This is a genomic window from Candidatus Campbellbacteria bacterium (assembly GCA_028817035.1).
Lineage (GTDB): Bacteria > Patescibacteriota > Minisyncoccia > Phycocordibacterales > JABAAK01 > JAPPQH01.
The window spans coordinates 49,384-71,330 of record JAPPQH010000015.1; the positions used below are offsets into that span (position 1 = coordinate 49,384).

General features: G+C 39.9%; 24 protein-coding genes. 14 read left to right on the plus strand and 10 right to left on the minus strand.

Annotated features, from left to right (window positions below):
- The first annotated feature begins 3 nt into the window (after nucleotides 1-3).
- The 6 genes from secY (at nucleotide 4) to OXU73_02565 (ending at nucleotide 4,703) form a co-directional block, all read left to right on the plus strand.
- Nucleotides 4-1,287, plus strand: coding sequence for a preprotein translocase subunit SecY (gene secY, locus OXU73_02540; GenBank protein ID MDD9868182.1), 1,284 nt, complete (start codon nucleotides 4-6; stop codon nucleotides 1,285-1,287).
- Nucleotides 1,277-1,879: a nucleoside monophosphate kinase gene (locus OXU73_02545; GenBank protein ID MDD9868183.1), complete on the plus strand. Its 603-nt coding sequence runs from the start codon at nucleotides 1,277-1,279 to the stop codon at nucleotides 1,877-1,879. Before secY ends, OXU73_02545 begins: the two co-directional genes overlap by 11 nt.
- Nucleotides 1,876-2,646 carry a type I methionyl aminopeptidase gene (gene map / locus OXU73_02550; GenBank protein MDD9868184.1) on the plus strand — a complete coding sequence of 257 codons (771 nt, stop codon included), beginning with the start codon at nucleotides 1,876-1,878 and terminating at the stop codon, nucleotides 2,644-2,646. The genes OXU73_02545 and map overlap by 4 nt, the downstream gene beginning before the upstream one ends.
- 24 nt (nucleotides 2,647-2,670) lie before the next feature.
- Nucleotides 2,671-3,264 (plus strand): nucleoside-diphosphate kinase, encoded by a 594-nt coding sequence (locus OXU73_02555; protein MDD9868185.1) that lies wholly within the window; start codon nucleotides 2,671-2,673, stop codon nucleotides 3,262-3,264.
- Between the two features lie 191 nt (nucleotides 3,265-3,455).
- A complete protein-coding gene (locus OXU73_02560; GenBank protein ID MDD9868186.1) occupies nucleotides 3,456-4,307 on the plus strand; it encodes a hypothetical protein in 852 nt (283 codons plus the stop codon).
- Nucleotides 4,308-4,388: 81 nt separating this feature from the next.
- A complete protein-coding gene (locus OXU73_02565; GenBank protein MDD9868187.1) occupies nucleotides 4,389-4,703 on the plus strand; it encodes a hypothetical protein in 315 nt (104 codons plus the stop codon).
- An 18-nt stretch (nucleotides 4,704-4,721) separates the two neighbouring features.
- Here OXU73_02565 and OXU73_02570 read toward each other — a convergent pair whose 3' ends face one another.
- The 5 genes from OXU73_02570 to infC all read right to left on the minus strand — a co-directional run bounded on the left by OXU73_02570 (nucleotide 4,722) and on the right by infC (nucleotide 7,265).
- Complete coding sequence (locus tag OXU73_02570) at nucleotides 4,722-5,495, minus strand: hypothetical protein (GenBank protein MDD9868188.1); 774 nt, start codon at nucleotides 5,493-5,495, stop codon at nucleotides 4,722-4,724.
- Between the two features lie 56 nt (nucleotides 5,496-5,551).
- The gene (gene rplT / locus OXU73_02575; protein MDD9868189.1) at nucleotides 5,552-5,902 is read right to left on the minus strand and encodes a 50S ribosomal protein L20; all 351 of its coding nucleotides are present in this window, start codon (nucleotides 5,900-5,902) and stop codon (nucleotides 5,552-5,554) included.
- 15 nt (nucleotides 5,903-5,917) lie between these two features.
- Nucleotides 5,918-6,100 carry a hypothetical protein gene (locus OXU73_02580; protein ID MDD9868190.1) on the minus strand — a complete coding sequence of 61 codons (183 nt, stop codon included), beginning with the start codon at nucleotides 6,098-6,100 and terminating at the stop codon, nucleotides 5,918-5,920.
- A gap of 120 nt (nucleotides 6,101-6,220) precedes the next feature.
- Nucleotides 6,221-6,616, minus strand: a complete 396-nt coding sequence (locus tag OXU73_02585) for a hypothetical protein (protein MDD9868191.1) — start codon at nucleotides 6,614-6,616, stop codon at nucleotides 6,221-6,223.
- Between the two features lie 70 nt (nucleotides 6,617-6,686).
- Nucleotides 6,687-7,265: a translation initiation factor IF-3 gene (infC, locus tag OXU73_02590; GenBank protein ID MDD9868192.1), complete on the minus strand. Its 579-nt coding sequence runs from the start codon at nucleotides 7,263-7,265 to the stop codon at nucleotides 6,687-6,689.
- Between the two features lie 84 nt (nucleotides 7,266-7,349).
- Here infC and OXU73_02595 point away from each other — a divergent pair, with 84 nt between their 5' ends.
- From OXU73_02595 to rplK, 6 genes are all read left to right on the plus strand, one after another.
- Entirely contained in the window at nucleotides 7,350-8,087 is a 738-nt protein-coding gene (locus tag OXU73_02595) for a thioredoxin domain-containing protein (protein MDD9868193.1), read from the plus strand.
- A 31-nt stretch (nucleotides 8,088-8,118) separates the two neighbouring features.
- Complete coding sequence (locus OXU73_02600) at nucleotides 8,119-8,889, plus strand: thioredoxin domain-containing protein (GenBank protein ID MDD9868194.1); 771 nt, start codon at nucleotides 8,119-8,121, stop codon at nucleotides 8,887-8,889.
- Between the two features lie 10 nt (nucleotides 8,890-8,899).
- On the plus strand, nucleotides 8,900-9,679 hold the full coding sequence (locus OXU73_02605) for a hypothetical protein (GenBank protein MDD9868195.1): 780 nt from the start codon (nucleotides 8,900-8,902) through the stop codon (nucleotides 9,677-9,679).
- A 77-nt stretch (nucleotides 9,680-9,756) separates the two neighbouring features.
- Nucleotides 9,757-9,933, plus strand: a complete 177-nt coding sequence (secE, locus tag OXU73_02610; GenBank protein ID MDD9868196.1) for a preprotein translocase subunit SecE — start codon at nucleotides 9,757-9,759, stop codon at nucleotides 9,931-9,933.
- The gene (gene nusG / locus OXU73_02615) at nucleotides 9,930-10,475 is read left to right on the plus strand and encodes a transcription termination/antitermination protein NusG (GenBank protein MDD9868197.1); all 546 of its coding nucleotides are present in this window, start codon (nucleotides 9,930-9,932) and stop codon (nucleotides 10,473-10,475) included. The genes secE and nusG overlap by 4 nt, the downstream gene beginning before the upstream one ends.
- Before the next feature lie 7 nt (nucleotides 10,476-10,482).
- Nucleotides 10,483-10,905 (plus strand): 50S ribosomal protein L11, encoded by a 423-nt coding sequence (gene rplK / locus OXU73_02620; GenBank protein ID MDD9868198.1) that lies wholly within the window; start codon nucleotides 10,483-10,485, stop codon nucleotides 10,903-10,905.
- 28 nt (nucleotides 10,906-10,933) lie between these two features.
- On the opposite strand, the gene recA is transcribed toward rplK, so the two are convergent.
- The 4 genes from recA to OXU73_02640 form a co-directional block, all read right to left on the minus strand.
- A complete protein-coding gene (gene recA / locus OXU73_02625) occupies nucleotides 10,934-11,983 on the minus strand; it encodes a recombinase RecA (GenBank protein MDD9868199.1) in 1,050 nt (349 codons plus the stop codon).
- 25 nt (nucleotides 11,984-12,008) lie between these two features.
- Complete coding sequence (locus OXU73_02630; GenBank protein MDD9868200.1) at nucleotides 12,009-12,356, minus strand: hypothetical protein; 348 nt, start codon at nucleotides 12,354-12,356, stop codon at nucleotides 12,009-12,011.
- Between the two features lie 228 nt (nucleotides 12,357-12,584).
- On the minus strand, nucleotides 12,585-13,262 hold the full coding sequence (locus OXU73_02635) for a DUF3800 domain-containing protein (GenBank protein MDD9868201.1): 678 nt from the start codon (nucleotides 13,260-13,262) through the stop codon (nucleotides 12,585-12,587).
- Nucleotides 13,263-13,317: 55 nt separating this feature from the next.
- Nucleotides 13,318-15,558, minus strand: coding sequence for a DNA translocase FtsK (locus OXU73_02640; protein ID MDD9868202.1), 2,241 nt, complete (start codon nucleotides 15,556-15,558; stop codon nucleotides 13,318-13,320).
- A 296-nt stretch (nucleotides 15,559-15,854) separates the two neighbouring features.
- On the opposite strand from OXU73_02640, the gene OXU73_02645 reads away from it, so the two are divergent.
- On the plus strand, nucleotides 15,855-19,472 hold the full coding sequence (locus OXU73_02645) for a hypothetical protein (protein ID MDD9868203.1): 3,618 nt from the start codon (nucleotides 15,855-15,857) through the stop codon (nucleotides 19,470-19,472).
- 388 nt (nucleotides 19,473-19,860) lie between these two features.
- Nucleotides 19,861-20,727: a DUF3800 domain-containing protein gene (locus OXU73_02650; protein ID MDD9868204.1), complete on the plus strand. Its 867-nt coding sequence runs from the start codon at nucleotides 19,861-19,863 to the stop codon at nucleotides 20,725-20,727.
- A gap of 486 nt (nucleotides 20,728-21,213) precedes the next feature.
- On the opposite strand, the gene OXU73_02655 is transcribed toward OXU73_02650, so the two are convergent.
- On the minus strand, nucleotides 21,214-21,870 hold the full coding sequence (locus OXU73_02655) for a hypothetical protein (GenBank protein ID MDD9868205.1): 657 nt from the start codon (nucleotides 21,868-21,870) through the stop codon (nucleotides 21,214-21,216).
- Between the last annotated feature and the right edge of the window lie 77 nt (nucleotides 21,871-21,947).

Here is a 21,947-nt window from a genome sequence, read left to right on the forward strand (position 1 = left end):
ATTATGACTATAATACAAACATTATCAGCAATAGCAACTGACAAAATTCTCGTTAGAAGAATAGGATTCATCCTTTTTGGTCTTATCTGTTTCCGTCTTCTTGCTTCCATTCCTGTTCCAGGAGTTGATACAAATGTTCTAAGCGCACTCCTTGAACAAAACCAATTTTTAGGCATATTCAACATATTTTCAGGTGGTGGTCTTGAGAACTTTTCAATAGCACTTTTGGGTGTGTTTCCATACATTACTGTTGCCATTGTTGCCCAGTTGTTGACAAGCGTGATTCCACGACTTCACGAGCTTTATCACGAAGAGGGAGAAATAGGAAGAAAAAAGATGGGGCAATACATAAGAGTAGCATCCGTTCCCATCGCTGCTGCAAACGCATTCGGTCTTTTAACTTACTTTCAGACAACGGGAGTCCTCCCAGAACTTGACTGGTTTGTGATGTTGGTAAATGTATCCGTCATGACGGCAGGTGCCGTTTTGTTGATGTGGGTTGGTGAGCTTATGACAGAGTTTGGAATAGGTAACGGAATCTCAATGATAGTTTTTGCAGGTATCGTGGTTAACATCCCTACATTAATAGGTCAGGCAGTGTTTGCCTTTGAAACAGCAGATATACCGCTTTATGTCGGCATCATACTCGGCATATTTGTCTTGTTCTATATTGTTGTATTGGTGAATGAAGCAGCACGACCAGTCCCTGTAACATACGCCCGTTTTGAGCGTAGCGGAACAACGCAAGCAAGCAGAACTTCTACATATCTTCCACTCAAAGTAAATCCAGTAGGAGTGTTGCCATCAATATTTGCATTAACCATCGTGGCGTTTGTCCGATTTTTATCTGGAACTTTAAGCAATAGTTCAAACGAAATAGTTTCAACCGCCGCACAAGCGACACACACTTTTCTGGCAAATAATTATTACTTCGCAATTCCTGTGTTTATCCTTGTCATATTCTTCACATATTTCTACACGCCTATAGTCCTCAACACCAAAAAAATGTCAGAGAATTTGCAGAAACAAGGTGCGTTTGTTCCAGGGATAAGACCAGGAGGAGAAACAAAAGAATATATGGACACCATAATAATACGCATCTTGGGTGTCGGCGCTTTGTTCCTTGGTGTTGTGACTGCATCTCCGTTTTTAATTCAAGGAGGCGTAACACAGACAGCACTTTTTGCAATAGGTGGAACATCAGTTCTCATTACCGTGTCTGTTATCCTTGATATTCATAGAAAAATACAGGCACACCTCGTAACCTTTAACAAAAATGATGTCTGATAACAAATGCTACATAATATACGGTTCGCCAGGATCGGGAAAAAGCGTTCAAGCTGAGATACTTGTGAAGTGGCTGAAGGAAGAAAAAAAGGAAAAAGCGACACTTTTCTCAATGGGGCACGCACTCAGAGAAATGGCGAAAGAAGACGAGGGGACCCTTTTTGGTAGGTGTCTAAAAGAGTATTTGAATAAAGGATACCTTGTCCCCAAATTCCTACCAACGATGATATGGGGTGATTTCCTAAGAAAAAATATAGGCAGCGAATATGACTCATTTGTGTTTGACGGTGGCGCAAGAAGGATAGGAGAATCAGAAAGCCTGTCAGAAGCCCTTAAATTTCTGAAAATGGATCCAGTAGTTTTTTTGATATCTGTCCCCAACGATGTCTCAAGAGAAAGATTGCTGAAACGAGGTCGGCATGATGATAGGGATATTGAAGTCATAGACAAGAGGATTGAGATGTTTAATAAAGAAACAAGCGCAGCGATAAAAGAATGGGTCGCAATGGATGAAAAAATATACACAATAGATGGCACAAAGACGATAGGAGGTGTCGCTGAGCAAGTAGTTGATGTCCTAAAATCTCTATGATAATAAAAACACAAAAAGAACGAGATACCATAAAAGAAGCTGGTAGGCGATTGCATAAAATATTAAGAGATGTCGCATCACGCGCAAAGGTTGGAACAGATGCGAGTGAATTAAATACTCTCTGTATAGAAATGATAAAAGCAGGCGGTGATGTTCCAGCGTTTCTGAATTACACGCCGTATGGCGCAAAGAGACCTTATCCCGCAGCGCTCTGTGTGTCTGTTAATGATGAAGTGGTACACGGCATTCCAAATGAAACACAAAAAGTATTCAAAAAAGGTGATGTCGTGTCATTTGACTGCGGACTCATACACAACGGGTTTTTTGTTGATTCTGCGATAACAATAGTAATTGGCGAGGATGATATAGACAAAAACTTAAAGCGGCTTCTAAGGACGGGAAGAGAAGCGCTTGAAATGGGGATTGTCGCAGCAAAGACAGGAAACACAACAGGTCACATAGGACATGCTGTTTATGAAAGAGTATCAAAAGAAAACTACAGTGTCCCAAAAGAGTTGGGCGGTCACGGAGTGGGCAGAGCAGTTCACGAAGAACCTTTTATTCCTAACAAAGGAATAAAAGGAAGCGGTGAAGTTCTTAAAGAAGGACAGGTTATCGCAATAGAGCCCATGGTTATTGAAAGCACAAACAACAAAATTAAAGTTGATGAAGACGGCTACACATACAGAACAAAAAGCGGTGCACGGGCAGTTCACTTTGAACATACCATTGAAGTGACAAACAAAGGTGGAGTTGTCATAACTTAGGAAAAATAATATAATTCTTTGTATATGAAAAACGAAAAAACATTAGTCATAGTCAAGCCAGACGGTGTCCAGCGCTCTCTCATAGGAGAAATAATTACAAGAATGGAAAGAGTAGGGCTTAAATTGGTTGCTATAAAAATTTTGATACCAGATGATGAAACAGTAAGAAAACATTACACCGTTGACCCTATGTGGATTAAGGGCACAGGTGAAAAACTTATTGAGAATCTAAAAAACAAAGGATCAAACGAGTTTGAAACACCAGAAGAAGCCGGAAAATCTGTTTTGAACAACCTTGTTAAGTTTATGACTTGTGGACCTGTTGTTGCTATGGTATGGCAGGGCGCAAACGCAGTGCAACTTGTGAGAAAACTTGTGGGAACAACCGAACCCTTGTCTTCTGATGTGGGAACAATAAGAGGGGACTTGGTGCTTGACTCCTACAAACTCGCAGATGTTGACGGAAGGGCAGTCAGGAACATAATTCACGCCTCTTCTTCCACAGAGGATGCTGACAAAGAGGTAGCCGTTTGGTTTGATAATAAAGAGCTTTTGAAGTATCGCCTAATTGCAGAGCAAATAATCTATGATGTCAATATTGACGGTCTAAAGGAGTGATTTAAAATATAAGTAGTGTTCTGGAAGAGATTACACAATATATATAGGATATACTCGATACAATTTTAATTGAGTTAACCACATGACCAAAAGGTCTTATAAGGAGCACTTTAAAAACACACAAAGCCTATCCTGCTCTAAGGATAGGTTTTGTGTGTTTATCCGTTTTTTGTGGGTGTATACTAAGAAATATGGAAAACTACATAGGTTTAATTGTCATACTTATATCCGTTGCAGTAATTATTTTTTTCTTAATAATAATAATTCTTTTTTATGATGACATCCTTAAATTTGCTCCACAGGAAATAAGAATTCGTGATGAAACCTCCACAACAACAGACAACAGAGATAGAGAAACACAATCCCCACTTCAAGACAACAGAGAAACACGCACACAAGAGCAAGAACAAGAAGACACAAGAGATGAAGAAAGCATAGCACGAGATTATGAAACAGATGAAGAAACTCTCATCCGTCTTGCAAGAAGTAGAGATGAAGATGTCAGATACGAAGTTGCGAGAAACCCAAACACACCAAAAGAATCATTGCGCCGTCTTGCAGAAGATGATTTTGATTTTGTAAGAAAAGAAGTCGCAAAAAATGAAAACACATTAGGAAAAACACTTGATTACCTTGCCGGTGACGGTGATTGGGAAGTAAGAGAGTATGTTGCGCAACATTCAAACACTTTTACCACAACACTTGACACACTTTCAAAAGATAAAAGACGAGAGGTAAGAGAAGAAGTCGCACTTAACCCAAGAACAACAAGGGGGACACTTCGCTCCCTTGCAAGCGATCAAGAGGAAAATGTGAGAGAAGCCGTTGCAAGACACCCCAATACATCATCACAAACACTCCGCTTCCTCTCACGCGACACCTATGCAGAGATAAGAGAAGAAGTGGCAGGAAACCCCAACACACCATCAGATGTCCTTGGACGGCTTTCTGATAACGATGAAGAAAAAGATAGATATGTAAGAAAAGCAGCAGTCAGAAATCCCAACTACGATTCAGAAAAATACAAATACGAAAACGATTAAATCTACTTTTACCAATCTATAGTAAATATTCTATCGAAGACCCCTATTCACACCAAACAATTTTTATTATAAGATATAGTAATGAAAAAAAATTATAAATATATTATAGGTGTAGCGGTGATTATAATAGTCGCTGGTGTTTTATATGTAAATAGTGTCCATTACAAGGCAACTCAATATTGTAACTCAACAATAAAAGATTCTTATCGTACCATCGCTTGTATTGGGTCTGAAAGTGGAGAAAGAGTGTTTCTACCTCTGGGCGAAAGTTGCAATACATACTTGTGGAGGGGAATAAAATTTACAGGAAAAACAGAAGAGCAGTTAGAACGGGATGTAAAGAGTTGTATAAGTGAGTATAAGAGAGAATACAAGATTAAAAAATATGAGTTGTAATTAAACACAAAGTATAATTTACCCTGTTTCTTCTTCTATCAATTTTAACATTATTTGTCTTTTTTCCTTTGGACCAGAAGGATATAACCGTGAAGGGTGTTGTATAGTGGTCATTGCTCCTACTATATCACCAGTTGTATCATCAAAACTTTCTTGAAATGTTGCACATGCCAGACAGTAAGGAAGATTGTGAAGAGGTAAAAATTGCACCTCAAATTTCTCTTCTTGAAACACTTTCTCAGTATTCCCATCAAACAAATCCCTTATTATTTGTTCAACATAAAGTCCTTTTTTCCCAATCCCTGTTTTATCTTTATCTGTTAAAAAAATCGCTGTTCTTAATTTTTCTGCACTTTTATCATTGCAAGTCGAGTAAACAAAATCACCTTTTTTCGGATTTTCTTTATATTTATCATTTATATTAAAGTTTAATATATATGCTATAAGACTAATACCATTTTCCTTAAAATATTCTAATTCCAATTCCTCAACATACATACCAATTCCTTTTATTGTTCCATCATTATTTCTACCAGAGGTAATACCCCTGCCTGAAATCTGAATAAATACCTCTTTTCCAAATATATGAAAACTTAACTTTGGCTCAGTGCTTAAATCTAAAGAATCCATCTCATTTAAGTCCTGCCCATCCTGTCTTGCAACATCCCATCTCTTATTGGAAGAGTTTTTTAGATAACTATTTGGAATAGTAATAGCAAATCCATCACTAATTAGAAAGATCTTTGCCAAATTCCTTTCAGCGTGGCGAACATATATTCTATCTTTTTTCATACCTTCACTATATTGTTCCACATGTATCATAATAAAATGTAGTAACTCTGAGTTAACTACTTACTCTCCACCTGCGTGACAATTCTATCAAATGTTTCGGGATGTTCCTGCGCTATGGAAGAAAGCATCTTTCGGTTTATATTTATTTTTCTTTTATTTAAAGTATCTATAAATTTACTGTAAGTGGTATTTTTTGATCTCAAGGCAGCGTTTAATCTAATGTTCCACAACCTTCTGAAAGTTCCCTTTTTTACCCGCCTATCTCTGTATGCGTGGAGTCCAGCGTGCCTTATAGCCTCGTTTGCCTGTCGCTCTTTATTTGAAATTCCAAAACGAAAACCTTTCACCTTTTTTAAGGTACTCTTTCTTCTTTTTAGTGATGTTGTTCCTCGTTTTATTCTTGGCATAAATAGATAGTATAATTAAAGATTTACAAAGAACCTCTGCATCTCTTTTTTAGACACAGACAGCGGTCTGCCCCTGTTCCTTGCCAGTTGCTTCCTGCGTGACATTTTTGCATTAAAATGACCGTGACCTGACTTTCTTACTCTCACGCCAGACCCTTTCAATGCAATTCTCTTTTTTACTGATTTATTTGTTTTCATATTCTACAAATAGACAATATATAAAACATACACTATTTCCCATTATTAAGTCAATCCCATCGCAAATATCGCTTTATGGAAAAAAAAGGAGACCCATACGACCGTATGGGTCTCTCGGGATCAATGTAGCGTAGGAACTGCGCCCTCTGTGGGCTTGCTCTCACCCCCTGCGGACCTTTCCTTACCCAACACCTTTGAGGTTACTCGGTATGCCGTCTCCGCGCACATTTGGTTGAAACCAACCCTACGCCAAACTCTCACGAATTCCTCTTCTCCCAGACCAAAAATTATTGAAAGCTCCTCTCTTGTGAAGATGAAAACAAAATTCCTTATAGCATCTTCTTTCTCAGGGGTCATATCACCCTCACCAAGGGCTTTAATCCTCTTTCTGTCTCCATCTGAAAGAAAACTCCTTACCCTTTTAACGATACCTTTAACCACTGCCTCTTTGTTCTCCATCTGCTTCCACCTCTCTGTGTGTAAAACCTTTTTGTCCTTTCTCTTTTCCTTTCTCATAGAATAGAAAAGATTAATAAAAATATTATCACACCCCACGAAAAAACACAACCCGCCACCAAACCACCAACTACTCGCCCTTCTTCTTTTCTTCAGTTTGATCTTTTACACCACCACCTTTCTTCTCCTGTATCACTATAGAAAAACCCTTAGGACTCTTTTTCAATTCTTCTGCCACATCATAAGGGTAGGGTATGAAATCTAAAAATGCCTGCAACTTGCCCTTAAGAAATTTCTCATCCATATATTTATAGCGACCAAACAAAAATAAATCAATCCGAACCCTGTGCTTCTCTTTCAGCCACTCTTCAATTTTTTTGGCTCGCATATTTATCTCGTTTTTTCCTGTGGTTGGTTTTATCTGTATGGTCTTCGTCTCGCTTATGTGTTGTTTCTGTTTTATCTCCTTCTGTTTCTTTTTCTGCTCGTATGCATATTTGCCGTATTCAACTATTCTGACAACAGGCGGAACCGCCTTTCCTGACACCTCAACAACATCAAGCCCATCTTTCTGCGCCATCGCAATAACATCCTTAATAGACATCACATTAAGGTTTTCGCCGTCTTTTCCTATTGCACGGACCTTCTCTGCCCTAATCTCCTCATTTATGCGAACTCTCCCCGAGCTCTTTTTTAGTTTATTTTTCAAAATTTATATTTATTATCTTATAAATTAAGTATAGCGACATAAGCATAATATGTAAAGCGCAAATTGTTGATGTATAATTGGGTAATGGAAGGTTCTCGACACAACAAAACCAAAAAACACAAAGCACAAATCATATTTTCCTTTTATTTGTCTTTAATAATCGGTGTGGCTATGATCTTTAGCGCACTTTGGTATACAAACAGCGTGCTCCTGTTCGGCATCAAGGACTCAATAAACAGCGTAAAAGGAACACTCATCATTTCTGTCAACAGCAAAATAAAAAGCATCACCTCTGAAGACCACATCCGCGGAGACAAAGACAAAGCAGAAGTTTTTTTGATAGAGTATTCCGATGTATTCTGTCCAGCATGCGCACAAATGCGTGAAACAATAAGAAAAGAATATAACTCAAGAAACAAAGACCTGGCTTGGGTGTACAGACACTTTCCACTCTCAACACATCACCCCTTTGCATACAGACCCGCGATTGGATCTGAATGTGTCGCTGAAATAAAAGGCAACGATGACTTCTGGAGATATGTAGACACATTGTTTGAGATAGAAAAAAGAGAAAAAGTAACAACAGAAATAGTGGAAAGGGAAGCAGTATCCTTGGGCATCTCTGAGCAGGAGTTTGAAAGATGCATAGTAAAAAGAAAACATCAAGCGCGAGTCTTTGATGAGCGACTTGAAGCATTTTCTGCAGGAGCAATAGGAACGCCATTTATCATATTGGTAAACAGAAACGGCGAAGTAAAAACACTACGCGGTGGCGCAATCCAGCAAAAAATACTCGCAGGCTTTATAGATTCTCTTTTGTAAGCGTTTATTTAGTGTATAATGATATTTATATATGGAAGAAATAGAAACCAAACAAAAAAATAAAAAAACAAACGCCTTTGTCTTTTTTGTTGTATTAATCGTAATAGTTTTTTTACTCCTTTTTTATTCTACTGAAGTCAGCGAAGACATAGCCCGAGAACAACCAACACAACCCGCACAGCCAACACAACCAACGCCACCAACACAAAGAAACAGCGGCTACAGCAACGCCGACAGCACCGACAGATTTATAGAAGCCCTGGTAACCATCCGCGAATATGATCACATACGGGGAAACAGAAACTCAGAGGTCAGCGTCATTGAATACTCTGACTTCCAATGCCCGTTTTGTGGCAGAGTTCACAACACACTTATTGAAACCGTAGAAGAATCAAACGGCAGAGTTTCGTGGGTTTATAGACACCTCCCACTAACAGAAATACACCCCACAGCAACCGCCGCATCAAGCGTCTCTGAATGCATCGCAAGAGAGAAGGGAAACGATGAATTTTGGAGATTTACTGACACACTATTTCTAAACGGAACAATATCTCTGAGTAGCAGAACACAGTTAGTAAAAGACACAGAAAGACAATTCCAAATATCAGAAACTACACTCAACCAGTGCATATCAGACCTCGCCATATCAGACCGCATAAAAGCAGACACAAACGAAGCAATACGCGCAAACATAAGAGGAACCCCCGGTCTATTATTGGTAAACCACACAACAAAAAGATACCGCTTGTTACCAGGTGCAGTTTCAAAAGAACAACTCATCAGAGCAATAGCAAGTCTATAAAACAGTCACCATGGCATCTTTAATAACACTAATGTTCGGCGCCTTTTTAGCAGGCATCGCGCTTTTTCTACTTCCTTGCACATACCCATTAATCCCCGGTTACCTTGCGATTCTATATCAAGAAGGCGACACAAAACAAAAAATGATGAAAAAAGCAGTCGCCTTTCTCGTAGGTTTTTCAATCATCATATTATTATTGTTCGGCGTATTGTCTGTCGCTGGTTTTACGATACAAGTTCTGTTCGCACCATTTCAATCATTACTTATTAAACTGGGAGGCATAATAATTATTTTCTTCGGCATACTAATCATATTTGCCGGCGCCTACCCATCATTTCTAAAAAAGACATATCATTTTGTCGGCATAAACAAACCCACAAACAATAACTCAATAACCACATCCTTTTCACTCGGCGCGTTTTTGGCACTCGGCTGGACACCCTGTCTTGGTCCAATAATAGGGAGCATAGTGATACTCACAAGCCTTTGGGACACATTCCTTGAAGGACTCTTGTTGCTAACCGTCTTCCTCATTGGCTTCACCCTACCTTTTCTCGCTATTGCTTGGGTATATGCAAGCGCCTCAACAACCCCAAAAATTCCAAACTGGTTTTTCAAGGCAGTTTCAATAATAGGCGGACTCGTCCTTATAATCTTAGGATTTTTGCTATTTTTTGATGAACTTGGTTTAATAGCATATGTGGGCTACCAAACAGCAGACAACCTCGGGTGGCTCTCTGAGGTAATTAATGGGCTTGAAAACATTGCAGAAAAGTTTTTTAATCAGTAAATCTCAGTAAATTTTGCTGACTTTACACAGCCCGTCTTTATATATATAATAAAACCCTATAATAAAATTTGTAAATCGTGAGATTAATAAGATACATAAGCAATGTAATTGCAGAATCAAAAAAAGTCAGGTGGCTACCCATAAAAGACGCCACCAAGCTTACCATATTGGTTGTAATAATAACCCTACTCGTTGCTTTTATTTTAGGATCTCTTGATTACGGAACAAATTACATTATCCGCACAATCATATGAGTAAACAAACATCAACAGGAGAAAAAAACTGGTACGCAGTTCACACATATTCGGGCTATGAAGAATCCGTTATGCGCAACCTAAAACAAAGAGTAGTAACCTTAGGCATGGAGAACCGTATTTTTGATGTCATTGTTCCAACAGAAAAATGTGTAAAAATAAAAGGAGGAAAACGAACAGAAGTAACAGAAAAAATTTATCCAGGATATGTTTTGGTAAACATGATAGTTGATGACGAAACATGGTACACCGTGAGAAACACACCAAGAGTAACAGGATTTGTCGGTGTCGGAACAAGCCCAGTCCCACTCTCTGAAGAAGAATCAAAAAAAATATTCTCAAGGATGGAACAAACAACACCAATGTATGAAACTGATTTTACAGAAGGTGATATGGTAGTTGTTATTGACGGACCGTTCAAAGACCTTGAAGGCCGCATAGGAAGTGTGAATCACGAAGAAGGAAAGGTCAAAGTATATGTGCCTATGTTTGGAAGAGAAACCGGCATTGAACTTGATTTTCTTCAGATAAGACGAGTATAAAATAAATATGAAAAAAGTTATAAGACAAGTAAAAATTCAACTTGAAGGGGGAAAAGCAACCGCAGGACCCCCAGCAGCAACCGTTCTGGGACCCCTTGGAATAAACATAGGGGAATTCATAACGAAATTTAATGAAGCAACCAAAGAATCAATGGGCGAGGTTATCCCTGTTGTATTAAGCATTTATGACGACAGAAGCTTTACCTTCATAACAAAAATATCTCCCGTCTCCCGATTGCTATTAAAAGAAATAGGAAAAGACAAAGGCTCAGGAAAAAACCTTGTCACAAAGGCAGGAAGGATAACAAAAGAACAAGTGAAAAAGATAGCAGAGAAAAAAATGGAAGACCTAAACACAAAAGACATTGAAGCCGCATCAAAAATAGTAGAAGGAACAGCAAGATCAATGGGCATTGAAGTCAGCAATTAAAACGACTGAAATGGCAGCAAAAACAAAATCACTCAACCATACCCAACTTGTCCTCAACCTTCTTCCTTATCTCATCCGCCAACTTTTTATCCTCACTAAGACACTTTCTCGCAGCATCATAGCCCCTCCCAAGCTTTTTCTTACCATACGCATATGAACCAACCTTTCCCTTCGTTATAATCTTGTATTTCTCACCAAGCGCAAGCAACTCTCCCTCCTTTGTTATACCCTCGTTATACAAAAGATCAAACTCAGCAAGACGATGGGGAGGTGCAACCTTATTCTTTACAACCTTAACACGAACACGACCACCCATAACCTCATCACCCTTTTTAATCTGTGCTATACGGCGTATATCCAAACGGACAGAAGAAAAGAACTTTAACGCCTTACCACCTGGCGTTGTTTCAGGACTTCCAAAACCCATTGACCCTATATTCATCCTTATCTGGTTTATGAAAATAATAACCGTCTTTGACCTTGAAACAATAGCAGTCAACTTCCTTAACGCCTTCGCCATCAACCTCGCCTGCAAACCAATCTGCATACTATCCATATCACCCTCAATCTCAGCCTTCGGAGTCAGTGCCGCAACAGAGTCAACAACAATAACATCAACACCACCCGACCTAACCAAACTATCAGTTATATCAAGCGCCTCCTCACCAGTGCTTGGTTGAGTAAACAAAAGTTCCTCCAAATTAACACCAATCTTTTTTGAATACTTTGTATCAAGCGCATGCTCAGCATCAACAAACGCCGCAACACCACCCTGCTTCTGCGCCTCCGCAATAGTATGAAGTGCAAGCGTAGTCTTTCCTGATGACTCAGGTCCATATATCTCAATTATCCTTCCTCTCGGAATACCACCAACACCCAAAACAGCATTCAAACCGATAGACCCCGTAGGAATAACTTCTATATCCAACTTCGGTCTCTCAGACAAAGTCATTATCGCATCCTCACCAAACTTTGTTTTTATTTCATCTATAGTATCAGAAATATTTTTTTTAGACACGCCACCACCAACACCGACACTTTTCTTTTTACCACCCTTACTCTTACTCTTTTTAAGCATATACCTTACTCTATTATATTTATTACTATTCTACAACAATAATCTCAATCGCCTCATTCCTAACCCTCCCATCTGGAGAAGTCGCCTTAAGATTAATAACATTATAACCGACAGGAAAGGCAATCCTTTCACGAAACTCCATCTCAGGTGTTATGAAAATCGCCCTCCCATTAAGCAGAATCTCACTTGTAAATGAAACATCACCCTCAACAACAACAGGCGAAACAACCTCCGCTCCACGCACAGGACTCTCAACATTAATCACAGGACCCGCCCTAAAAACACGAGAATTCCAAAGCAAATACGCCACTATCAAAATCGCAAGTATTAGCGAAAACAGAATACCACCCGCCCTCCTTTTTGTCCTTACCATATAGGCGTTATTTTACACCATATTACGAAAAATAGGGAGAAATGAAAGACCACCCAATCCCAGCTCCTTAAATATATTGATTTTTTGTATATCATATGATATAAATATTAGTAGGCATCAGACTGTTGTGGAGCCCCAAGCTTATGCCGGGTAAGTGTCGTTTTTTCGGCACCGAAACAACAGCAGCTTAGAAAAAGATCCGTAGGGGTCTTTTTTGTTTGTAAGTATTTACTTAGTGGACCTAATTCTTCTTGGATATTCCCAAACATCTAATATTTTTGGTTTTATATAATTCTTATAAAGTCCTACAGAACCATTGTATTCATATTTTGTAAAAACTATATTAGCAATCAAGTCTGCCAATTGAATGCCATAGCATTTCTTAGAATTTTTATATTTTACTAAGATACTTTCACAACAATGATTATCATTGTGTATTGATTCAACATTAATATATTCCTCCAACGAATATTTTGATCCAGTTTTTAGGTTTCTATTATCAATACAAACCTCAACTGATTTTGTTGATATTTTTCTTGTGATTTTTTCTTGGAATAATCTATTAAGGGTATAGTTAAAAGCCAACTCTTTAATACTATCTGAGTTTATATATTTTTCTTTATAATATTGTGCTGCAGTATCAATAATGCCAAGCCAAATGTTAAAATCTATTCCTTTACTATCTATCTCACTCAATATTCTCTTTTTCAGGGCATAATTCATATCAGATCCTTTTATCTCCCCCAAGGTTTTTAAAGTAGAATTATTCTTTATAACCTTCTTTGCTAAATTTTTCCAGCTTTTATAATGTCTTCTTGAAGAAAAATAAATAACTGGAAATACAAAATATCTGCCACCCCTTCCTAAATTTCCACTTTCATCAATATAAAGCCTCTCTATTTCCATATCGCCTTATTTTACACCATATTACGAAAAATAGGGAGAAATGAAAGACCACCCCCTACTCCTTATCAGCCAAAATCTCCCTCGGCTTTGACCCCTGCTGAGGCCCTATAACCCCCCTATCCTCCAACATATCCATCAACCTCGCAGCCCGCGAATAACCAACCTTAAGCCGCCTTTGCAAAAGAGAAGTAGAAGCCTTTCCCGCACTTACAACAACCTCCCTCGCATCATTATACAAATCATCCTCATCATCACCCCCACCATCACCAAAACCACCAAGACCAGCACCACCACCACCACCACCACTACCACCACCCTCAACATCATCAGCAACCATTATATCGCTTATAGCCGCATCATTATTCTTCACTATATTACTCACAACACTCTTAACCTCCGCCTCCCTCACATACGCCGCCTGCAACCTCTCCGACTTCGCCATCTCACCAGATATAAAAAGCAAATCACCAGCACCCAACAACTTCTCAGCACCAGCACTATCAATAATAGTCCGCGAATCTATCTGCGAAGAAACCTGCAACGCAATCCTTGACGGAATATTAGCCTTTATCAACCCAGTTATAACATTTACAGAAGGCCTTTGCGTAGAAAGTATTATATGTATCCCAACCGCCCTACTCATCTGCGCCAAACGGACAATAGCACCCTCAAGCTCCCTCGGATACGCCTGCATAAGATCCGCCAACTCATCCACCACCACAACCACATACGGCAAAATCTTACCCCTCTTAGAAGAATTATAAGAAGCAATATCCCTCGCCTTAGCACTCTGCAAAACATCATACCTCCTCTCCATCTCCTTTGTCGCCCAAATCAAAGAAGCAACCGCCTTCTTAGGAGAAGTAATAACATCAGTAAGCAAATGAGGAATACCATCATACAAAGTAAGCTCAACCCTCTTAGGATCAACCAAAATAAACCTAAGCTCCTTCGGCGAATGCCTATACAACAAAGAAAGCAATATATTATGTATAACAACCGACTTCCCAGACCCAGTAGTCCCCGCCACCAATATATGAGGCATCTTCGCCACACTAACAATCTTAGTCCCACCCTCAATATCCTTACCCACAACTATAGGCAAAGGATCACCAAACGCCTTAAACTTCTCAGAAGCAATCATAGAACCAAGCCCAACAGTCGCCTTCTTCGTATTTGGCACCTCAATACCAACCAAAGACCTACCAGGAATAGGCGCCTCAATACGGACAGGATGAGCCGCCAAAGTCAGCTCCAAATTATTCTGCAACGCCAAAATTTTTGAAAGACGAACCCCCTCAGCAGGCTTCAACGCAAACCTTGTAATAGACGGACCCACAGAAACCTCCTCAACATCAATATCAATACCAAAATTATCAAAAGTCCTCACCAAAGTATTCGCCTGCGCCTTAATATCACCACCAGACGAAGCACCCTTATCAGTCTTAAGCAAAGACAAAGGAGGGAAATTATACGGCGCATCCGAAACCTCAATCTCAGACAAAACAGGAGTCCTCACAGGCGCACCACCACCACCATCACCATCACCAGCACCCTCTTCCTCCTCATCACCCTCCTCATCACCCTCCTCAACATCATCCTCCTCATCCTCACCTTCCTCCTCATCACCCTCACCCTCAACATCCTCCTCCTCACCCTCACCCAACTCCTCACCATCTTCCTCATCCTCATCCTCATCACCATCACCACCAATAACCTTAAAATCCTCCGCCCTCTCCTTCTTATTCTTCCAATCAGTAACATACGCAGCAAGCGTAGGATAAAGCATAACAATAAAACCAGTAATAAAAACAACCAACAAAATAGGCAACGCAAAATAAAGTTCAAACAAATACACCAACAAGTTTGCAATACCACCACCAACAACACCACCAACAAAAGGACCAACCAAAAGCGAAAGCAAACCTATAAAAGAAACAAACGCAACCACACCACCAACAACACAACGAACTGAAAAAAACTTTGAAGTCTCCTGCTTAGCAATAACATAAATAAAAAACGCAATTATAAAAACCAAAACCCAATAACCCTTACCAAACGCACTATCAAGAAAAGAAAAAGAAAACTCACCAACAGGACCCGCCCTACCAAACGCAGCCAAAACCAAAAAAATTAAAACAAGAGTAAGAACAATAGAACTAATAACCGCCCTCTCAGCATCAGAAAGAGAATTAATAGATTGTTTAATCAAATTACAACAACCACCACAAAACCTACACACAAAACCCACCAACCCAGAACCAGATTTATTGGTATTTTTCCTTGACCGTCTCATATATACTATAAAAATTATGATAACACGAAAATGGCGATATATTGTGTATATAGTCAATAAATAAAGGTATTTTCCACAACCACAAGACAAACCGAACTATATATGCTATAAAATAACACTAAGGGTACTCATACTCATTTTTTTATGGGTTTGCGTTCCCATCCTTAGAGTTATGTTTTTTAAATATAAAACTAAGGAAGACTTGATTAGTAGTTGTGTTTTGAAAATTTATTTTCAAAAAAAATAAATTTTTATTTCACATCTTAAAACTTAACAAGTAACAGTCATAATCGATTATGAATATTACAACAAGTAAAGAAATGAAGCGGATAGTTTTAGGAGCTGTTCTTTCTTTTGTGCTCGTTGCATCACTTTTTGCGGTTGCGCCAGTCGCACACGCGCAAAGTGAAGCAGAGCTTCAAAAACAAATAGCAGACCTTCTTAAGCAAATTCAAAGTTTGCAAGGTCAGCTTGGTCAGAGCGGTTCAGGTCCGGTTGCGTCTTCTTCTTCGGTGTGTCCAAACACTTGGACTCGCAACCTAACTTTTGGTTCCGTAGGTGAAGATGTAAGAAAACTACAACAGTTCTTAAATGATGACCCCGACACGAGAGTTGCAACAACAGGAGTTGGTTCAGCAGGAAGTGAAACCACTTTCTACGGATCACTCTTAACAAGTGCAGTCACTCGTTTTCAGGAAAAATACGCAAGCAGCGTATTGACACCTATAGGGCTCACACAAGGAACTGGAGGCTTCTACACAAGAACCAGAGATCACGCAAACTCACTTTGCTCAACAACAGTTGAAAGAAGTGGTAGTAGAAGGAGCATAGACACCGAAAGTGTCACTCCATCAGCTGACTCTGTAAGGGTTACCGAGGGTAACCACCCAACAAACGGTATAGCAGTCCAAGGCGCACTTCGTGTTCCTTTCACTGTCTTCTCACTAACAGCGCCAAGATCCGGAAGTGTGCGCATAAATGGTGTTAAAGTCCGAAGAGTTGGATTGTCAGATGACGACAGCTTTAACGGCCTCGTCCTTCTTGACGAAGACGGACTCCAAATTGGAAATGACAGGAGATTAAACTCCCGTTCAGAAGCAACTGTTGGAGGACGATTAGATATTCGCCGTGGCGAGACAAGAACATTTGTCGTCGCAGCAAATATCACCACACCTACTGGTAATGACAATATCGGAGGTGAAATCGCAGCATTTGAAGTCATTGACATAGTCACAGACGCAGATGTTGACGGAAGATTACCAATCAGAGGTGCATCACACACCCTGAACGACACAATTGAGCTTCCTACACTTGATGTTTCAGAAAACTCAGGTGATTCGGGAGAACATGAGATAGGTGATGAAGTTACCGCACTTTCTCTTGATCTTTCTCCAGATGGATCAAACAGAGACGACATTCGCCTACACTCACTTACCTTTGAGCAGTCAGGTTCAGCGAACTCAAATGACATTGATGTAACGGTTAGAATTGATGACGAGGATTACACTCCAGTAATCACTGAAGACCGATACACAGTAACCATTGACGGAGGACTTCTCATTGACGACAATGACGAGGTTCGTGTTGAAGTTCTCGCAGACATTGAGAATGGTAACGACCGAAATATTAGATTTGAGGTCTATGAAAACACAGACATCTACGCTACAAGCCGAAAATACGGCTACGGTGTTCCATTGAGTGATGGAGGATCTGGTGTAGATCTTACAAGATCGCCAATTGTTGCTGGTGATACAATCACCATAAGCGGTGGTAGTGGTGGTTCTGACGACCTTAGCTTAAGAGGAGATGACAGAAGGCCAATAATTGAAGATAACGATGCACTTCTCGGTCGTTTTGAGCTTGAGGTTGATGGCGAACCTATTGACTTCCAAGACATTCAGTTCAGCGTTGCGCTCACAAGTGCTGCTGACAATGACGATAATCGTGTTATTGAAGATCTAACTCTTTGGTATGACGACCGTCGTGTTGCAGATTCTGATGATATTGAATTTGATTCAGTAGATTCAAATGCACAGACTGTCACTGGTGAAGAGTTTGACCTAAGAGAAGATCTTGAAGAAGGAGAACACGAGTTTGAAATTCGCGGAACTCTAAACGAGTACTTCAAAGAAGGCGATAGGGTTCAATTCACAATTACCGGCTTCGGTCGTCTTCGCGGTGTAACAACTGGCGACAGATATGGTGCCCACGACTTTCTCGGCGGTACATCATCTGCCCCAGGAACACTTGAGCTTGATAGAGTTACTGCAAATGCAGGTGAATTCGCGGTTTCTTTCTTCAACCTTTCGGCTAGAACAATCGTTAAAGGTTCAAACAATGTTGAAGTAGCGAGAATTCGCTTTGATGCATCCGACTCAAACAATAACATTCGTGTAAGAGATATTGATCTTACATTTGAGAACACAATTGACGCATCTGGTAGAGATACTGACAATGTCGGTATATTTGACAATTGTGCGTTGTTTGATGAAGATGATGATGAAGTAAGCAGAAATGATCACAGTCCAAGTGGTAGTGACTCTGATACTGTCCAATTCAACTTTGACAGAGATTACGAAGTAGAGGAAGACACTGTTGAGCTCATATCAGTTATCTGTGATATTGACAATGATGCTGTCAGTGCTGACACTTACAGAATTGCAGCCACAGCAAACGGACAAGTAACTTACGAAACACTCGGTGCAAGCAGAAGGACAAGAACACTTGCCTTTGCATCAGGAAATGGTCCAACATTGACAATAGCTGGTTCAGGTACACTAGAAGTTGATATTCAAGATGGTACTACTAGAATTGTTCCTGTTGGTGATGATGGTGAGAGAGTAAGGGTTGGCTCAATTGAATTTGAGGCAGACGATGAAAACATTGTTCTTGAATCAGTCTATCTCACAGTTACTACTGGCACGGCTAATGTAAGTGATGTGGTCTCAGACATCTATTTTGTTGAGAAAGATAAAGAAGATGTATCTGCAAATAGGCTAACAACTAGGACTATTTCAGACACAGACACTTCTCAAGAAGTAGAACTTAAACCTAATATTGAAATTGACGATGATCAAACAAAGGTATTAGATGTTTATGTTAATCTCAAGGGTATAAGTGATGAATCGTCTGGAACAGGTAGACCAGCAGATTCTGTTGAGGTCACAGTTGACTGGGATACAACTATGGTTGGATCTCCAGCTGCTCCTAGAGAGACCGATGCAAATGTCATTGTGGCAAGTGGTGAAGAGAGACTCGGTGGCGCAGGTATTAGTGGAATAACCGATGGTGAATCTGTCGGAAAGATTTACACACACCGATCAGTTCCAACATTCACACAAAGAGATGTATCTGGAAGACTTGATAGTTCAACAGAGTGGATTTATGAATTCACAGTTCAAGCAGACAATGAAGGTCCAATATCATTAAACAAATTGACGTTTGATGTAAGAGGTTCTACTGGTGTTACATTAATGAGCAGTGCTTCTTTGAGGTTGTATGCTTACGATAGTTCTACTGGTAGGTCAAACCCTATTAGCTTAGGTTCTGGTGCCAGCTCTCGCACCGATGGTACTGTTAGTGCTGGTATCTCCAGCTTCACATTCGGTAATAACAAAGCAATAACCTTTGTTGAGCCATTGAAGATTAATGCTGGTGAAACAGTCTATTTTGCACTTAGATTAAGTGGAATTGACGCAATACCAGATAACACAAGCATTACTACATTCCTACAAGGTGATTCCGGTGACCCAACCACTGGTTCTGTAGTAGCAGGTAGTGTTTCGGGAAACATAGTTTGGTCGCCTCACTCAGAATCAAGCAATGTTGACACATCTGACGCCGATTGGTTTGAAGGTGAGCGATTGCTTGGAGGAGATGCAGAACTTGAACAAGATTCTCTATCTCAGAACTAAGTTAACACTTAATTCCAACACAAGGGTCCAAACCTTGTAAAAACAAAACACCCGCTCCCGCGGGTGTTTTGTTTTGCCCCAATTTATTAACGCTCGGCGGCAGAGCCGCCTCGCCCTCGCTCACTCCGTTCGCTCGCCCCCACACCCTTCAACCTATCACTCGCCCCAAACCTCGCGACCCTTTTTCAACTCCCATTTTCTCAAGCATTGACACTTTTTTAGTATTTTGTGTATAATACAAGCATCTCTCATTATTGGGAGGGTTAAAGATCCGAGAATAATCCCCTTCACGGGGGATTATTATTTTTGTCTAATCTTTTTACCCCAAATATTTCTCTTTTTAATATCGCTCGGTGGCTCCGCCGCCTCACATGATATAATCACCACCATGAATAAAACCTTTTTCTTTATTGATGATAGTGGTTCGCTTATATGGGATAACCCCTATTCAAAGGAATTTTTGAAAAATCCGCCCAATAGAAGTGAACAAAATTTAAATTACTGGAGACGCAACTATTTTGTATTTGCTGGTATCCATATTTCAGCAGAAAAGTTGAAAGAATTGAACCCTCTTATAAATACAAAGAAAGAAGAGTATTTTGGCACTAAAAACGTTGAAATCAAGTCGGAGTGGTTGCGTGTACCAAAAAAGCGACACAAACACTACTTATTAAAGTACGGCATCACAGAAGAAAAATTAAGGGAATTTGTAGATAAATTCTGGTATAGTTTATTTTCATCAAAAAATTTCATAGCCCAAGCTTTTGTGTTAGACAAGCGCTATTATGCAAAGAGAGATACACAACCAATTGCACTACTTACACAAGTTATTTTTGATAGGCTGGGTATATATCCTGTTGAAGACATAATCGTTGTGTTTGACCAAATGGAGAGTGATATTAAATCAAAGAAAGGAAAGCACGGGATAATAATTGATGTTTCTAAACAGAAAATAAACACATCACCATTTTTTGTTCGTTATTCGCATTCTGAGGTTCGTTTTGAAAAGTCTTTCAATTCCAACTTTTTGCAGATTGCTGATACTGTTGCCTATAATGTATTTAGGCAATTTGTTTCTAATGGAGATCAGTGGGAATCCGATAAGAAAGAGTTGGAAGTATATGAATATCTTGAAAAAATAGAAGATTGTTTGTATACCAACAAAAAGGGTGTAATTAATGGATTTGGCATTATAAAAGTGCCAGACCCTGCTCACAAAAAATGGGGTCAACAAAAAAAGACCTCAAAGAAATAAGAGATCTTTTTTTGAGGTCAGCCCAAGTCGAATTACTTGGTATCATCTTACGCTCAGAGGATGACTAGTCTTACAATAAGACATCCGACCACTTTTATGGTATCACATACTTTAGTGCTCGGCAAGGTCAAATCTACACATCCCAACCCATCTATCCCATTCGCCCCAAACACTCTGAAATTTCTGGATTTGGCGTATCTATATTGCAAAAACTTGCAATTTCAAATCCCTTATTGCAAAAAATCGCTGTTTTTTGCAATTTCAAACCCCTTATTGCAAAAAATCGCTGTTTTTTGCAATATAGAATATATGAGAAATTGTCTGAAATGGGAATTCTAAAAGAAACAAGCAAACACTTACGCAATCGTAGATTTGTCTTGAAAAAATATTTGGACCTATTCACGGGGTAAGATATTTTCGCCTCCACACTCTGCGACCTTATTGCAAAAAGATAGGGGCGCTCATAGCGCCCCTGCAAAAAGAACTTTACCACGGTTTCCTGTTGAGATTGATGAAGTGGTTCCTATTCTCCTTAACCACTTGACCTTCCTCCAGGTCATAATCGTTGGTGTACCAAACCACTTGGCCGTAGTGTTCGACATTCACCATTTTGTAGACATGGAGCGAGGTTTCAGCCTGTCTGCCATATCTACATTCACCCTCAGTAACCAACCTCGCGGCCGCAAACTTCAAGCGAAGGACTTGATGGTCTTTCTCTGTGTCTCGGCAATACGGCTTACTCGGTCCACGAACTTCCACCACTTCCCATTCGCCGAGAGGCATTTTCTCCAAGTGTAAAATCCGAGTCGAGAGTTTCGCAAGCCAGCCCTTCCTTGTCGTGCCATGAATCATTTGGTCGTAGCAGACATTGGGGTTTGAAAGGGGAATCACGCAGATGGCAGCCTTTTTGGCTGTGTCTGCAATAACTCCTACTGCTCCCTTTGTCTCGCATACCAGTCCGCAGCCCATCTTAGCGCATCCGCCGAAAAGCGGAGTGATAAGCATGAGCAACAGCAAGTGTGTGTTCCGTTTCTTCATCTTTACCTCCTGTGTTCCGTGTATGGAAATGTTCGGTGTCTGTATGTTGGAAAACCCAACTCTCAGACCTGCTTTAATTGTATCATAAAATGGGTTATATGTCAATCATATGGTGGGTGAGGCGAGAGGTTGGAGGGTAGGACCAAGCGAATGAAATAGTTTGGAATATGTGAGTCCGACCG